Raw genomic sequence first — 15,841 nt, forward strand, 5'->3', positions numbered from 1 at the left:
ATGCAAAACAGGGGCGAGGCCAAAGGCAGACATTAGACATCCATTCCGCAGAATATCCGGCACGTAAGCCAAAACCGGCGGAGCGGTATCAAGACAATCTTTCAGGAGGAAATGGCGGAGGGGGAGGGATTCGAACCCCCGGGACCGTGAAGCCCAACGGTTTTCAAGACCGCCGCAATCGACCACTCTGCCACCCCTCCGGCGTCATGTGGTTGGAGGCCCTTTTGACGCTATTTTCTGACAATTGCAAGTCTTCTTGCATTTCATCAGCCGATGCTGTTGAAAACACCGCACCATTCCCTTAAAAAGCCTCATTCCCGACCGAACTAGCCACTACGAGCGGGAAAAAAACCGTTGAAATTCAGGCATCCATTAACAGGCACCACAATTTTGCCACCATAGCTTTACACTTCCTTCACCAAGAAACCTGTAAAGCGTCAATTTTTCTGGTAAAGTCTGCCTGTTTCGGAAATATTGAACTTTTGCAGGTTACTATGCCATAAGGTCGGTTCAGTTGTAGCTGTTAACCTTGATGCTATGGGATTTTACCGATTGAGAGGACGTCGGCTGAAGAGTAATGAGTTTGTCGGCATGCTAGATAAGAACAAATCAATCCTGCTTTCTGCAAAGCAACCAACGGGGTATGACGTGGTGGTTTCAATCGCAAAGAATACTCGGGTAGGAATGCTGATCGCGCTGTTGAGTGTGACGGGCCTTGTCTTGTCAGGATGCTCCAGTTCGTCGAAGAAAAGCAGGGTCGATCCCAAATATGGCGTGTCGGCCAGTGCCCGTGTGGCCACGAAGTCTGGCGAGTTTGTAAAAGGTGGCGGTGTCTACAAGGTCGGCAAACCCTACAAGGTTGCCGGGCGCACCTATGTTCCAAAGGAACAGCCATCCTACAACAAGGTTGGCAAGGCCTCCTGGTATGGCGATGATTTCCACGGGCGCCTGACGGCGAACGGCGAAATCTTCGACATGAATTCGCTCACTGGCGCTCATCCAACACTACCCTTGCCGTCCTACGTCCGCGTGACAAACCTCAATAATGGCAAGTCGACACTGGTTCGCGTCAATGACCGTGGCCCCTATGCCCACGGCCGCATTATCGACCTTTCCCATCGCGTTGCCCAGAAACTCGGTTTCATCAATGACGGCATCACCAACGTCCGTGTCCAGTATGTGGGTCGGGCGCGCATGGATGGCCATGACACGGCATTTCTTGAGAATTCCTATCGCGACAGGGGACAGCCGATCGGCAACGACAAGCTCAATCTCCCGACAGGCGGCGGCAGCTTCGAATCCTCTCCCGTCATGATCGCATCGGCCTCGGTTCCAAGATCCAAACCGCAGCCGGAAACCAACGATTTGATTCTGGGGCAATTGCCGCAGTTGACTGCTCCCGATGCCACTGCCTTTGTGCCGAGCACGATTGACCTTGCTTCGTCATCCCCAAGCGCAGGCTGGGCACCTGTCGACCTTGTCGGAGACGGCTATTTCCCGCCGGAAGGCATGGGCACTCTGGGCACCCCGATCGAGCTGGCCAGCATGGCCCCGATCCAGCTAAACTATGCCCCTTCCAGCTCCATGCGGGTTGAGGCTGGATATGCCGCAATCGATCGCATTCTCGGGCAGAACAAGCAGGCGGGCCTTGCCGAGGCTCTCGCCCGCAAAGCACGTGACTTCAACGAAACAGACAGCACCGAGGCAGCTGTTGGTCCTGCACCGAAGGCTCTCGATCAGATCGGTCGCTTCGAACCGTCCTATGGCATGCGACTCGCTCAGGAATTTGCCATGCTGGCAGCCGTCGACATCCGCAACGAGGATGACGGGACCGTTTCTCTGGCGATCAACAAGCTCAAGCCCGGTGTGACATGGTCCGACATCGCGGATATGAGAAGCCAGTTGGGTCTCAGCTAGGGTTCAACAGCGTACAAATCCGAAATATCAAGTTTTTTCAAGGAGAGCGCCATGCTCTCCTTTTTCTTTTTCCTCAGTTAAGATACTATCCCTCCCAACGGAAATGGCACACGCAAAGGTGAATTGCCTGAAGCTGTGTTTTTTCTAAAGATGTCTGTCCGCGCCGGATATGGCAGCGGGCACCAAACCTAACGTTGGGGGGGAAGGATGCTCAACGGCATGTTTAAGAAATTTTTCTGCCTTTTGCTTTTTCTGACGATTGTCTCTTTATCGCCGATCTCTGGCGCCATGGCGCAAGTCTATGAAACAGCCGCCAAACACGCCTATCTGATCGACTTCAATTCGGGATCGGTGCTGTTTTCCAAAGAGGAAGATGAACCAGTTCCTCCGGCTTCCCTTGCCAAGCTGATGACCCTTGAAGTGGTGTTTCATGCTCTCAAGACCGGCCAGCTCAAGCTTGATGAGGAATTCTACATCTCCGAACACGCATGGCGGGAAGGGGGCGCGAACTCCGGCGGCTCCACGATGTTCGCCAAGCTCGGCTCGATGGTGCCTCTGGATGCACTGTTGCACGGCATCATTGTCCAATCTGGCAACGACGCCTGTATCGCGGTTGCCGAAGGCATGGCTGGCAACGAAGAGACATTCGCCCAGCTGATGAACAAGCGCGCCGAGGAAATTGGCCTCACCAGTTCCCATTTCGTCAACTCCACCGGCCTTCCAGCTGATGGCCAGAAGGTCACGGCACGGGATCTTGCCGTGCTGGCGCGCCATATCATCGAGGAATATCCGGAATACTATCACTATTTCGCCATTCCCGAGTATACGTGGAACAACATCACCCAGCAGAACCGCAACCCGATTCTCGGATTCACCGAAGGCGCTGACGGACTGAAGACCGGCCATACGGAAGCTGCCGGCTATTGCCTTGTCGCCTCGGCAAAGCGCGGCGATGAGCGGCTCATTGCGGTTCTGACGGGCATGAAATCACAGAAGGAGCGCCGTGAAGAAGCCCGCAAGATCATGAACTGGGGCTTTCGGGCCTTCACCTCCCGGCGCATTTTTGATCCGGATGAAAAGATCGCCTATGCGAATGTCTTTGGCGGCGACAAGGCTGAGGTCATGCTCGTCAGCAAGCGCCCGGTCAGTCTGTTCATGCCACGCTCCCAGGAAGGCAACCTGAAGGCTCGCGTCGTCTATGACGGCCCTCTGCGTGCGCCGCTTGAAGAGGGCGTCGAGGTAGCCACACTCAAGGTCTGGAATGATGACAAGCTGATCTATGAGGCTCCACTGATCACCGGTGAATCCATCGGTCGTGGCACCACATCCCAACGGGCCATCGGGGCGTTGAAAGAACTCCTGCTTGGTTGGTTCTAGGCCAACTTCCTGCTACAAGCAGAACTCGAAACCAGCGTGAGGGAAGCGATTCCCTCCGTCCCTAGTCTTGTCTGCAAGGCGGGACGACAGCTTATCGGGAGCAGGCTGCGGCATGTCACAAGGAAAATTCATTACCTTTGAAGGCGGCGAAGGCGTCGGCAAATCGACCCAGATCAGCCTGTTGGCAAGGCGCCTGCAGCAACGGGGCATAAATTGCATCCAGACGCGCGAACCCGGCGGTTCCCCCAAGGCCGAAGCCGTTCGCGAGCTGCTGCTCTCAGGCACTGTCGAGAGAATGGGCATCCCGCCAAGTGGCGAGGCTGTGCTTTTCGCTGCGGCAAGAGCCGATCACGTCGACACGAAAATCCGCCCGGCGCTGAAAAGCGGCCAATGGGTGCTGTGCGACCGCTTCATGGATTCTACCCGCATCTATCAGGGCGAAAACACGGATGTCTCGGAGGATCTAGTCAATATCCTCGAGCGTCTGGCGATTGATGGTGTGCGCCCGGATCTGACATTCATTCTCGACCTGCGGGCAGAAATTGGCATGGCCCGGGCCAACAAGCGCCGCGCCGAGGGGGAAATGGCCGACCGCTTCGAACGCGAAGCTCTGGCCGTGCATGAAAACCGGCGCAACGCCTTTCTGCATCTGGCCCATAACGATCCTGACCGCTGCAAGGTGATTGACGCTTCGCAGAGCATTGAGGACATTGCCTACGATATCTGGCAGATTGTCGAACGCGAGCTGATCGACCCGGAGCAGGGGGCTTCGCCGTCGCAAGTGGCAAACAATACGGACGCGAACACAAAGGGATAGTGATGGCTGATACGGATCAGGACAGCCCCGTCTATGACGCACTCGAGGGCCTTGAACCGCCACACAGGCAGCGGCTCTTCTTTGGCCACACTGCCGACGAACAGCGCTTCCTTGCCTCCTGGCAATCGGGAAAGCTGCATCACGCGTGGCTTCTGACTGGCCCCAAGGGCATCGGCAAGGCGACCTTTGCCTATCGTGCGGCACGTTTCATCTTCAACGAGGGTGCCGCCCAGCTCTCCGGAGGAGGCCTGCTTGGGGCCAGCGCTGCACCAACCAGCCTTGACAGCCCGGACGATAGCCACGCAGTGCATCTGGTCAGCAATCTGGCGCATCCCAACCTGCTGGTCATCGACCGGCCCTATGACGACAAGCTCAAGCGCTTCAAGACCGAAATCACCGTCGATGAAGTGCGCAAGACGGTGCGCTTCTTCGGGTCAACGGCGGGCGAACGCACATGGCGCGTTTGCATTGTCGATCCGGCAGACGATCTCAACAACAACGCGGCGAATGCGCTTCTGAAAATTCTTGAAGAGCCACCGGCACGGACAATCTTCTTTCTCGTCTCCCACGCACCGGGGCGGTTGCTGCCCACCATCCGTTCCCGCTGTCGGCGCCTCAATTTCTCGCCGCTCGAAAGCCCTGTGCTCGACAAGGCGATTGCCGGCCTCGGTATCGCCGAAGGCGACACCATCCCACAGCTCGTCCAGAGCTGCGACGGATCCCTGCGCAAGGCAGCCGAGCTCCAGTCTGACGAGGGGTTGGTCCTCATTCATGCCTTCGACCGCCTGCTGACGCCGCCCTATACGCCGGATTACGAAAGCCTCAATGCCTTTGCCGAAACGGTTGCATTGCGCGGCAAGGACCAACGCTTTGACGGCTTTGCCGATCTCGTTCACCGCTTCCTCAGCCGCCAGTTGCATACCAACAGCCGCAGGGATGGCATCAGGGGCGAAGACCTGTTTCCGCTGGCACGGGTTTGGGACGATGCACGCGACAAGATACAGGAAACCCGCGTGTTCAATCTGGACAAGAAGCAGACTGTGATCGAAGTCATGCGCATGGTGGCCAAGGCGGCCCGAGGCGAATAGAATATTGGCTCGAAAGCGGCCTCTGTCCACCGTCATTGCACAAAAAACCTTGACGATCAGCGCCCCTTCGCCCACAAACCTTTCTGAAAGAATTCCATGCTCTGCACAGCCGTTCTCATGGCAAACCAAACCATGATGGCTCCATGCAGGCGAAAATCCACCCATTGATAGAAGACGACCATCGGCATGACTGACAAATCTCCGTTTTTCATCTCCACAGCTATCTCGTATCCCAACGGCGCCCCTCATATCGGGCATGCCTATGAAATGATGGCAACGGACTCGATGGCACGCTTCAAGCGCCTCGATGGATATCCGGTGTTTTTCCTGACCGGAACGGATGAGCATGGCCAGAAGATGCAGCAGACGGCCGAAAAATTCGGCATGACAGCCGCCCAGCTGGCCGACCAGAATGCACCAGTGTTTGAAAGAATGGCCAAGGCGCTGAACCTGTCCAACGATGACTTCATCCGCACCACGCAGCCACGCCACTATGAAGCCTCCAAGGCGATCTGGAAGGCGATGGAAGCCAACGGCGACATCTATCTGGACAGCTACGCGGGCTGGTACTCCGTCCGCGACGAAGCCTTTTACGCCGAGGGCGAAACCGAAGTACGCGAAGACGGTGTCCGTTATGGCCCGCAGGGCTCGCCCGTGGAATGGACCGAAGAGGAAAGCTATTTCTTCCGCCTCTCCGCCTATCAGGACAAGCTGCTGGCCCTCTATGAAGACCATCCGGATTTCATGGGCCCATCCGAGCGCCGCAACGAAGTCATCAGCTTCGTGAAAAGTGGCCTGCGCGATCTGTCGATCTCCCGCACCACCTTCGACTGGGGCATTCCGGTGCCCGGTAATGACAAGCATGTCATGTATGTCTGGGTTGATGCTCTGACCAACTATATCACCGCCCTTGGTTATCCCAATGTCGACGCCGAGAAGTTCAAGACCTTCTGGGGCAACGCCACCCACATCATCGGCAAGGACATCATCCGCTTCCATGCAGTCTACTGGCCAGCCTTCCTGATGTCGGCAGGCATCGATGTGCCGGGCCGCGTGTTTGCACATGGCTTCCTGTTCAACCGCGGTGAGAAGATGTCCAAATCCGTGGGCAACGTCATCGATCCGTTCGGCCTCATTGAGGAATACGGCCTTGACCAGACCCGCTTCTTCTTCCTGCGCGAGGTGCCATTCGGTCAGGATGGCAACTACAGCCACGAAGCAATCGTCAACCGCACCAACGCCGATCTTGCCAACGACCTTGGCAACCTCGCAAGCCGTTCGCTTTCGATGATCGCCAAGAACTGCGACAATGCGCTGCCAGCACCGGGGGCCTTCAGCCCTGAAGACAAGGCAATGCTTGACCAGACCGATGCGATGCTTGAAAAATGCCGTGAGTTCATGGACAAGCAGTTGATCCACAAGGCTCTTGAGGTCATCTGGGACGTTGTGGGCGAAGCGAACCGCTATTTTGCGAGCCAGGAACCATGGGCTCTTCGCAAAACCGATCCTGCCCGGATGAACACCGTGCTCTATGTCACGGCCGAGATCATCCGTCAGGTTGGCATCCTTGCTCAGGCCTACATTCCGGACTCCGCCGAGAAGTTGCTCGATCTCTTCGCTCTTCCGTCTGACAAGCGCGATTTCACCTCCCTTGGCCCTGTTGGCCGTCTGGCAGCAGGCACTCCGATCGACAAACCAAGCCCGGTATTCCCGCGCTATGTCGAGAAAACCGAAGAAGACGAGGCATAGACGGGATCATGCTGGTTGATAGCCATTGCCATCTGGATTTTCCTGACTTTCAGGAAGAACTGGACGATGTCGTCCGCCGCGCCAAGCTGGCGGGCGTCGGGCATATGGTCACCATATGCACACGCATCAACAAGTTCGATGAAATCAAGGCCATCGCCGAGCGGTATGACAATGTCTTCTGCTCGGTCGGCACCCATCCGCACAATACGGACGAAGAGCTGAACTACAGCGCCGAAGACATCGCCAGACTGGCCGAGCATCCCAAATGCGTCGCCATTGGTGAGGTCGGCCTTGACTATTTCTACGACAACGCACCGCGTGAAGCACAGGCAGAAGGCTTTCGCAGGCATATCAAGGCGGCCCGGATGACCGGTCTACCGCTGTCCATCCATACCCGTGACGCAGAAGACGACACCATCGCGATCCTCAGGGAAGGCATGGAGGAGGGGGCCTTCCCCGCCCTTTTGCATTGCTATTCCTCCAATCGCGAACTGGCGATGCGATCACTGGAAATGGGGCTGTATGTCTCCCTCTCCGGCATTCTGACCTTCAAACGCAGTCAGGAAATCCGCGATACCATCAAGGACGTGCCGCTTGATCGCCTGCTGGTCGAAACCGACGCTCCTTATCTGGCCCCGATGCCATATCGCGGCAAACGCAACGAACCATCCTATGTCGTCAACACGGCTCAGGTTCTGGCTGAGGTGAAAGGCGTATCGCTGGAAGAGATTTCCAAAATTACGACGGACAATTTCTTCCGCCTGTTCAGCAAGGCTGCGCGATAAGGCAACAGATTGCGGAAAGCAATAAGTGATGACAAAGGACAACGGATACAAGCTGCATATTCTGGGCTGCGGATCATCGCCGGGCGTGCCACGGGTTGGCAACGACTGGGGCAAATGCGATCCGCATAACCCGAAGAACCGGCGCACCCGTTGTTCGGCTCTTGTCGAAAAATGGCAGGACGGTCAGGTGACCCGTGCGCTCATTGACACCGGCCCGGATTTCCGCGAGCAGATGTTGCGCGAGAATATCGACTGGGTTGATGGCGTTCTCTATACCCATCCTCATGCGGACCACACCCACGGCATCGATGATCTGCGCGCCTTTGTGTTCAACCGTCGAGAGCGGGTGAAAGTCTATGCCAACGAGATGACGCTCAAGCGTTTACATCAGGGTTTCGGCTATTGCTTTGAAACGCCGGAAGGCAGCAGCTATCCACCCATTCTGGTATCCGAGTGCATCGCCCATGGTGGCATGGTAACCATTGACGGTCCAGCAGGCTGCATCGAGGCAATGCCCTACAATCAGGTGCATGGCGATATTCATTCGCTCGGTTTCCGCATTGGCAACCTGGCGTACTCGTCGGACGTCAACGATCTCGAACCCGAAACGATTTCGATGATGCAGGATCTCGATGTCTGGATTGTCGACGCCTTGCGCTATGCACCGCATCCGAGCCATTTCTCGCTTGATGAAGTTTTGCACTGGGTCGAGCGTCTGAAGCCAAAGCTGACCATCCTGACCCACATGCACATCGATATGGACTACGATACGCTCCGGCACATATTGCCCGAAGGCGTCATTCCTGCCTATGACGGGCTGACGCTGTCCTTCTGAACAGATCTCTCCGATCCTCAGTCCCACTTTGCGCGGCTCTGATGCCGCGCCTGCATCCGTGCAGGCTCTGACCACCAAGTATCCAACACAGCTTGCCAACAGAGCCCTGATCGCATCGGGAGCATGTCTCCATCTCGATTTCACCGATACGACTGCCTCAGAGCCACGTCAGGCGAGACTGTCTGAGGTCGACGGGTTCGCGCTTGCGAGCAAGTGGCTCGATGCCATGAGACGACAGACCAACGACGGTACGGAGCTGACTGCGCGTGCACATGCCACGCAGGCCAGTCGCCAATGCCTTCTGAGCGCCACAGCACGAACAGCACGACAAGCCAACGGTAGCGAGCTGGAACACTTCAGGTGAGACATCACGTCAACACGAAGTGGCGCATTTCTTTGATTCCCTGCGTCTTCCTCAATTGCCTTGTCAATCAGAAGAAAAATTGGCGCTTCCAGCACACGAATGAGAGACGCCTAAAGGGATTTAGTTGAACCTCTGAGTCATGACTCCATAAAGTGATTGTAAGACACTGGAATCTCGTCATAATACTCATTCATCCACCAGCCACGAACCAGTCACGATATTTCTATTTAGTTCCATAATATAGATTATGCGTCTTTTGGATGGACAAAGAAAACTCAGCGGAACGCACTCTCCATACCCGCTTTCCCGGTGCACAATTCAAAGGCCTCCTCCCTGACAGGCACCTTATCGACGCCCCGCAGCAACGTCCCCTTACGCACCTCATTCGCTGCTCGCAAAAGAAAAGCCGCCAGACACACATCTGGCGGCTCTCTCGTATTTATACGATTGCAACGGAGCTAATGCTTACCCCAGGCCTTGCCATCAAGATGATAGGTCATCTCGAAGCTCTCAGGCAGTTTCAGGGTTGACTGCAGCTTGGCCAGACGCTCAACAGAAACCTGAGCGATGGCATGCGCCAACCCGAACCCGATCTTGAACCCACCCGTTGCGATATAGATGCTTGAAGATCCCGGCAGGAATCCGACCATCGGGTCACGTTTTTCGGCCTTCGGACGAATGCCCGCCCAGCGCTGCAGGATCTCGGCACCTTCCAGCATCGGACACAGGTTCAGCGCCTTGGCCCAGATCTCATCGCAGCGCTCGTCCGTGCTGTGCTCGTCGTCCCAGACCTCTTCGGTCGTGCTGCCGATCGCACAAACCCCGTCATCATGTGGCACGACATAGACTGTGCGGTCGTAAAGGATCGGCAAGCCCGGCTTCTGGCCAACGTGAGCGATCAGCGCCTGTCCCTTGACGCCCTGGCCGAGTTCCGTCATGCCCGTCAGCGCCTCAATCATCGCAAAGCTCTTGTAACCGGCTGACAGCACCACGATGCCGGCAGAAAGCCTGTCACCGTTGCTGAGTGTAACCTCGGCCCCCTCGCCCAGATCCTTGATATCAACCACCTCGGCATTCTCCAGCACCGTGCCGCCGCGCTTGATTACCGAGGCTCTGGCAGCCTCGCAATAGGCGCGCGGATTGGCGCGAGCGGAGAAATTGTCGAACGCATAGCCCTCGGAACAAAGGTCGGCATTGAGCCACCCGCCCAGATCGTCCTGCGGCATGACCTTGTGATAGTATCCGGTCTCGGCGCCGTGCCAGAGGGTTTCAGCCTCCTTGGAACGCACTTCGTGGCGCTCTCTGAGGTTGGCTGTCCCGAGGGGCACGACACGGCCGCAACGGTCGTAGCCGATTGACAGCCCGACCTCTTCTTCAAGTTCCACTTTAACATTAGAAAGATTTTTTAAAGCATTGAATTGAAACTCTTTTTTCTCATTCCATCTTTCCGACATATGCGGCAGGAGCGCCCCCAGAAGACCATAGCTCGCACCCTGCCCGATCTCCTGTTTGTCAACGAGTGTAACGCTCATGCCTGCACCCAGACAGGCTCTGGCGATGGAAAGGCCGAACACGCCGCCTCCCACGATAAGGCAATCACTGTGAGAAGCAGATGAGGTATTAAGAGCACTTGGCATGGCAGACTTTTCTTTTTATGAAGGGAAGCGGTATGACGGCAGAGGCCCCACTTTGAAGCTTCCAAAGTTACGGTTGCTGCACCCTAATCGATCAAAGGCAAAATTGATATGGCGAACCCTCCCGAACTCGTGTGGCTGGACAATTTGACCCCTAAATCCACACGCTTCGATGACACCTATTACACCCGTGACAACGGTCTGGAGGAAACGCGCCATGTCTTCATTGGGGGCAACAGACTGGAGGCGCGATGGTCAGAGGGCCAGTCGCCGGTGATCGGAGAGTTCGGCTTCGGCACCGGGCTCAACTTCCTCGCCACCTGGCAGGCATGGGACAGCCATCTTGCCCGGCAAAAAGATCTCAGCCCCTCGGGCACCAATCTGCAAGACGCACAACTGACTTTCATCTCATTCGAAAAATACCCGCTCGACAGAACCAGTCTGGAAAGAGCGCTGTCATGCTGGCAGGACCTCTCCCCGTGGACGGAACGACTTGTAGCCGCATGGAAGCCGGAAGCCGACGGATGGCAGTCTCTCCATTTCGGCTCCGTTACGCTCATTTTGTTTATCGGCGACGCTGCGGATGGCATCAGCAGCATCCCCCATGGAATCGACGCATGGTATCTTGATGGTTTCAACCCAAAGACCAACCCGGAACTCTGGTCGCTTGAGTTGATGACAGCCGCCTTTGCCGCGTCCAATCCCGGCGCAACGCTTGCCAGCTACACCGCGGCCGGATGGGTTCGCCGCACCCTGCAATCAGCAGGTTTCTCCATTGCAAAGCGCAAAGGCTTTGGGCATAAACGGGACATGACCATCGGAACCCGGTGAGTCAATCTGCACGCGTTAGGCGTGCCACCGCAAATAATCTTGAGTTCAAATATGACACTTCAGCCCTCTCGCGACATAGCAACGCTTGTCGAAATAATGACCCGTCTTCGTGACAAGGAGACAGGTTGCCCTTGGGACATTGAACAGGATTTCGCCTCCATCATCCCCTATACCATAGAAGAAGCCTACGAAGTTCAGGACGCCATCGAGCGGAACGATCTCTATGATATGCGGGATGAGCTGGGGGATCTTTTGCTCCAGGTTATCTTCCACGCACAAATGGCCAGCGAAATGGAAGACCATCCGGCCCGCTTCGACTTTGGCGACGTCGTTCTTGCTGTGACAAAGAAGATGCTGCGCCGCCACCCCCACGTATTCGGCACCACTGAGGCCCGCGACAAGGGCATGGTGCGTGAAGCATGGGAAGCCATCAAGACCGAGGAAAAGGCCGAACGCGCCAAGGAACGGGAAGCCATCGGCCTGACCGAAAAGGAGCAGACCTTCCTTGATGCCGTACCGCGCGGCATGCCAGCGATGAAAGCCGCCGTCAAACTGCAGAAGCAGGCCAGCAAGGTCGGGTTCGACTGGAATGACCCCATTCTCGTGCTCGACAAGATCGCCGAGGAAGTGGAAGAAGTCCGCGCCGAACTCATCGACCATGAGCTTGACGAAAAGGCCATCCGCAATGAAATCGGCGACCTGCTGTTTGCCGTGGCTAACCTCGCCCGCCATCTGAACGTCGACCCGGACGAAGCGCTGTCCTATACCAACCAGAAATTCCGTGACCGCTTCGGTCACATCGAAAGCGAACTGGCTGAACGGGGGGGCAACCTCGAAAGTGCCACGCTCGATGAAATGGAAGATCTCTGGCAGGAAGCCAAGAGTGAACGGGACTGACCGTCTCCGGCTATCATGAACAAGGGCTCCGAACGCGACTTGCATCCGGAGCCCCTGCCCTGATTTAATGACTGGGTTGACTAATCGACGTCAAAACGGCTGCGCAATTCGGACTGAAGCTTGTCCTGCGCCCGCACATGAAGAGCAATCCCGTCTTCGCCGTCGGCCCGATCGAGCACATCGCAATGGCGATACAGCCAGGCGAGCCCTTCCCCGTCCTCGAAATCGAGATGAACCGTCAGGATGTTGTCCTCTTCAGACAGCTTTTCCTCGATTTCGGCCAACAGAATACTGGTGCCCTCACCGGTCACGGCGGAAACCGCGACAGGTTGCATCTGCCCCGTTGCTCGGGACGGCTGCTGAATGGCAGCCCTGTCAAGCACAGTCTGTCGTTCTTCTTCGGGCAGCAGGTCTATCTTGTTCCAGACTTCGATCACCCGCGGATCAATGTTGATCTCGATCCCGAGGTCATGCAGAACGCTGGCAACGTCTTCCGCCTGCGCGTTGGTATCCTCATGCACGATGTCCCGCACATGCAGAATGACATCGGCTTCAAGGACTTCTTCCAGCGTCGCACGGAAAGCGGCGATCAGATGGGTCGGCAGATCGGAGATGAACCCGACCGTATCGGACAGGATGACCGACCGCCCATGCGGCAACACCATTGTGCGCAGGGTCGGATCAAGCGTTGCAAAGAGCAGATCCTTGGCAAAGATCCCGGCTCCGGTAAGATAGTTGAACAGCGTCGATTTGCCAGCGTTGGTGTAGCCGACAAGCGCAACGATGGGATGCGGAACCTTCTGCCGGTTGGAGCGGTGCAGCCCACGGGTCCGGCGTACCTGCTCGAGATCCTTCTCAAGCCGGTTGATCTTGTCCTGAAGGGCCCGCCGGTCGGCCTCGATCTGCGTTTCGCCGGGACCACCCATGAAGCCGATACCGCCGCGCTGACGCTCAAGATGCGTCCAGCTGCGTACGAGACGACCTTTCTGGTAATTGAGATGGGCCAGTTCGACCTGCAGGCGCCCTTCCTTGGTCTGGGCGCGGCGACCGAAAATTTCGAGGATCAGTCCGGTTCTGTCGAGAACCTTGCTATCCCATTCCTTTTCCAGATTGCGTTGCTGGATAGGCGAAAGCGGATGATCGATGATGACGAGATCAACCTTCTCGCGGTCGATGATCTCCCAGATATCTTCCAGCTTGCCCTTGCCGATCAGCGTCGCAGGTCGAATGGCATTGAGCGGCACGCGCAAAACATCGACAATATCGAGATCAATAGCGGCAGCAAGCCCGGCGGCTTCTTCAAGACGCGCCTCATCTGTGCGCCGGATAACACGTCCGTCCGACGCAGCCTTGTTTTGCAAATGCTGTGAAAGAATAGGAACAAGCACCAGCGCACGTGTAACAACGGCGCCGCGATCAATCATCTTGCTCGCACGTTTGCCTGTTTCCTGACCTTCAAATTCGTCTGAGTCTGACAATCAGCCCTCAGCCTTTTCGCCATTCTCGCCAGCTTCGAACAGCGTCAATGGTCCATTTGGCATGATCGTGGAGATGGCATGCTTGTAGACCAGCTGCGAATGCCCGTCGCGGCGCAAAAGCACGCAGAAATTATCGAACCAAGTTACAACACCTTGCAACTTGACCCCATTGACCAGAAAAATGGTCAGAGGTGTCTTCGTTTTTCTAACATGATTGAGAAAGGTATCTTGGAGGTTCTGGGCGCGTTCAGCCATGTGTCCTGCCTTATTTTCTTTTCATTCAACATGAGGTCATCAAGACCTGTCATGTGATTTCAGTATGACGTAGTCCGGTAGATTTCACCAGCCTGAGCCACGCCATTTTTGATCGCGTGAAGCCATTAGGCTGATATTGTCCACATATCTTGGGGGAATTCTGCCAGTGATCACCCGGCAGCCCCCCACAAACCGCATCGGCAATCTTGCTCATAAAAATCGAAGTTTTCTAAGATATCGATTCTCAGACTACCAGTTTAACTAAAACCGGTCGCTTGCCAAGCTGCAATCGCAACCAAATTGGGCATTGTGCCCAATAGCCAACCAATGTGTTGCAACTTCAGGCTTATCTGAGCCATGTCCTGAAGCTCAGTGCCCCCAAAAGGACGATGATTTCCACCCGCCCGAGCAGCATTGTCGCCGCCAGAGTGTATTTCACAACCGGTGCCATTTCGAAATAGCTGGGCCAGTCGGCAGTCTGCGTCCAGTTGGTGCTGTAAAGCGGGCCGATATTGGCGAAGCTCGAAACGGTAGCCAGAATACCACCATCCAGATATCCGATATGGCTTGTGACGATCCCGACGACCACAGCGATCAGGGTGAGCGACAGGAACAGCGAAGTCCAGACACCGTTCATGAACTGGATCGTTGGCCGCGCATCGCCAAGCCGCCCCTTGCGGATCTTGTTGGGGTGGAGCAGCCGGCTGACTTCACTCACCAACTGCATGAACAGCGCGGCCACACGATAGATCTTGAGGCCGCCAGACGTGGAAAAGGAAGTTGCCCCCATCAGCGCCAGACTGACCACCAGCAGCCCGGGAAAGACCGTAACGTCTGCGTGACGCAGTTCGATGCCGGTAGTCGAAATCAACGAAATGGCGGCAAAGAATCCCTGCCGGATCGCAGCACTTGGCGCCAGCACACTCGCGCCGCCGGCAAGCTGAAAGAGGGTTATGGAATAGAACAGCCCGACCACGAACATCAGCGCAAACAGGATGTAGCTTTCCCGGTGTTCGATGAGAAACTGCAATTTCTTGCGCACCGCCATCCGATGCCAGACGACACTGGACGACCCGGCGATCATGCCAAGGGCAATGACAAGCTCGGCCAACCGGTTGTCATAATGCTCGCCGATCGCGCCATCAAAGGGCAGAAAGCCGCCAGTACTGATGGTCGAGAAGGCAATACAGGTGGAATCGAAGGGTGGAATTCCCACCACCACCAGCAACACCGCAAGCGCCAGCGTGATCAGCCCATAGGCCGTTCCCACCTGTCGCAGGACATTGGTCGTCCAGCCGATTTCATCGCCCAGACTCTGCTCCATGAACTTGCTGTAGGTATCGCGAATGACACCGACCCCGCTTGGTGCCAGCACCAGAAGGAAACTCAGCAAGGTAAGGAAGCCGCCGAACCATTGCAGGATGGCCCGCCAGAAGATGATCGCCTTCGGCACCCCTTCAAGGGTCGGAAAAATGGTTGCCCCCGTAGTGCTGATCCCCGATGCAGCCTCGAAAAAGGCGTCGACCCACGCCATATGACCAGACATCACAAAGGGAAAGGCCGCAGCCACGGGCAGACCGAACCAGGCGAAAACACACAGCAGAAAGGTCTGCTGGTTGACCATCTCCCGTTCCTGACCACGCAAGGCAAAATAGATTCCGCCGGAGAGAAACCCCGTAAGACCGGAGGTCAACAGAAACCCCTCGGCCAATTCCGCATCCCCCGCGCTGAGCGCCACCAGCGCCGTCGGCAGCATAAGGCTGCCGAGGGCTCCGAGCAGAATGGACAGATAGTAGAGAATAGCGGTCATCCGC

At 56.3% G+C, this 15,841-nt stretch carries 13 protein-coding genes and 1 tRNA gene; 9 read left to right on the forward strand and 5 right to left on the reverse strand.

Going from position 1 to position 15,841, the window contains the following annotated elements; all coding sequences use genetic code 11:
- Positions 1–112 precede the first annotated feature (112 nt).
- Positions 113–200, reverse strand: a tRNA-Ser gene (locus DSL70_RS08185).
- Positions 201–591: 391 nt separating this feature from the next.
- On the opposite strand from DSL70_RS08185, the gene DSL70_RS22730 reads away from it, so the two are divergent.
- From DSL70_RS22730 to DSL70_RS08220, 7 genes are all read left to right on the forward strand, one after another.
- On the forward strand, positions 592–1,917 hold the full coding sequence (locus DSL70_RS22730) for a septal ring lytic transglycosylase RlpA family protein (RefSeq protein ID WP_280955344.1): 1,326 nt from the start codon (positions 592–594) through the stop codon (positions 1,915–1,917).
- Positions 1,918–2,136: 219 nt separating this feature from the next.
- Positions 2,137–3,294 (forward strand): D-alanyl-D-alanine carboxypeptidase family protein, encoded by a 1,158-nt coding sequence (locus DSL70_RS08195; RefSeq protein WP_119307867.1) that lies wholly within the window; start codon positions 2,137–2,139, stop codon positions 3,292–3,294.
- 112 nt (positions 3,295–3,406) lie between these two features.
- Entirely contained in the window at positions 3,407–4,111 is a 705-nt protein-coding gene (gene tmk, locus DSL70_RS08200; protein WP_119307441.1) for a dTMP kinase, read from the forward strand.
- A gap of 2 nt (positions 4,112–4,113) precedes the next feature.
- The gene (locus tag DSL70_RS08205) at positions 4,114–5,199 is read left to right on the forward strand and encodes a DNA polymerase III subunit delta' (RefSeq protein WP_119307442.1); all 1,086 of its coding nucleotides are present in this window, start codon (positions 4,114–4,116) and stop codon (positions 5,197–5,199) included.
- Between the two features lie 186 nt (positions 5,200–5,385).
- Positions 5,386–6,948: a methionine--tRNA ligase gene (gene metG / locus DSL70_RS08210; RefSeq protein ID WP_119307443.1), complete on the forward strand. Its 1,563-nt coding sequence runs from the start codon at positions 5,386–5,388 to the stop codon at positions 6,946–6,948.
- Positions 6,949–6,956: 8 nt separating this feature from the next.
- Positions 6,957–7,733, forward strand: a complete 777-nt coding sequence (locus DSL70_RS08215) for a TatD family hydrolase (RefSeq protein WP_119307444.1) — start codon at positions 6,957–6,959, stop codon at positions 7,731–7,733.
- Between the two features lie 28 nt (positions 7,734–7,761).
- Complete coding sequence (locus tag DSL70_RS08220) at positions 7,762–8,568, forward strand: MBL fold metallo-hydrolase (protein WP_119307445.1); 807 nt, start codon at positions 7,762–7,764, stop codon at positions 8,566–8,568.
- 822 nt (positions 8,569–9,390) lie between these two features.
- Here DSL70_RS08220 and DSL70_RS08230 read toward each other — a convergent pair.
- Positions 9,391–10,569, reverse strand: a complete 1,179-nt coding sequence (locus tag DSL70_RS08230) for an NAD(P)/FAD-dependent oxidoreductase (protein WP_119307447.1) — start codon at positions 10,567–10,569, stop codon at positions 9,391–9,393.
- 108 nt (positions 10,570–10,677) lie between these two features.
- Between DSL70_RS08230 and mnmC2 the strand changes: the two genes are divergently transcribed.
- A complete protein-coding gene (mnmC2, locus tag DSL70_RS08235) occupies positions 10,678–11,397 on the forward strand; it encodes a tRNA (5-methylaminomethyl-2-thiouridine)(34)-methyltransferase MnmC2 (protein ID WP_119307448.1) in 720 nt (239 codons plus the stop codon).
- A 51-nt stretch (positions 11,398–11,448) separates the two neighbouring features.
- Complete coding sequence (mazG, locus tag DSL70_RS08240) at positions 11,449–12,294, forward strand: nucleoside triphosphate pyrophosphohydrolase (protein ID WP_119307449.1); 846 nt, start codon at positions 11,449–11,451, stop codon at positions 12,292–12,294.
- An 80-nt stretch (positions 12,295–12,374) separates the two neighbouring features.
- Here the strand turns inward: mazG and hflX are convergent, their stop codons facing one another.
- From hflX to DSL70_RS08255, 3 genes are all read right to left on the reverse strand, one after another.
- Positions 12,375–13,718, reverse strand: coding sequence for a GTPase HflX (gene hflX, locus DSL70_RS08245; protein ID WP_119307868.1), 1,344 nt, complete (start codon positions 13,716–13,718; stop codon positions 12,375–12,377).
- Between the two features lie 54 nt (positions 13,719–13,772).
- On the reverse strand, positions 13,773–14,027 hold the full coding sequence (gene hfq, locus DSL70_RS08250) for an RNA chaperone Hfq (RefSeq protein ID WP_119307450.1): 255 nt from the start codon (positions 14,025–14,027) through the stop codon (positions 13,773–13,775).
- A gap of 346 nt (positions 14,028–14,373) precedes the next feature.
- Complete coding sequence (locus DSL70_RS08255; RefSeq protein ID WP_119307451.1) at positions 14,374–15,837, reverse strand: TrkH family potassium uptake protein; 1,464 nt, start codon at positions 15,835–15,837, stop codon at positions 14,374–14,376.
- Positions 15,838–15,841: the final 4 nt, after the last annotated feature.

This window comes from Cohaesibacter haloalkalitolerans (assembly GCF_003574655.1).
Classification (GTDB): domain Bacteria; phylum Pseudomonadota; class Alphaproteobacteria; order Rhizobiales; family Cohaesibacteraceae; genus Cohaesibacter; species Cohaesibacter haloalkalitolerans.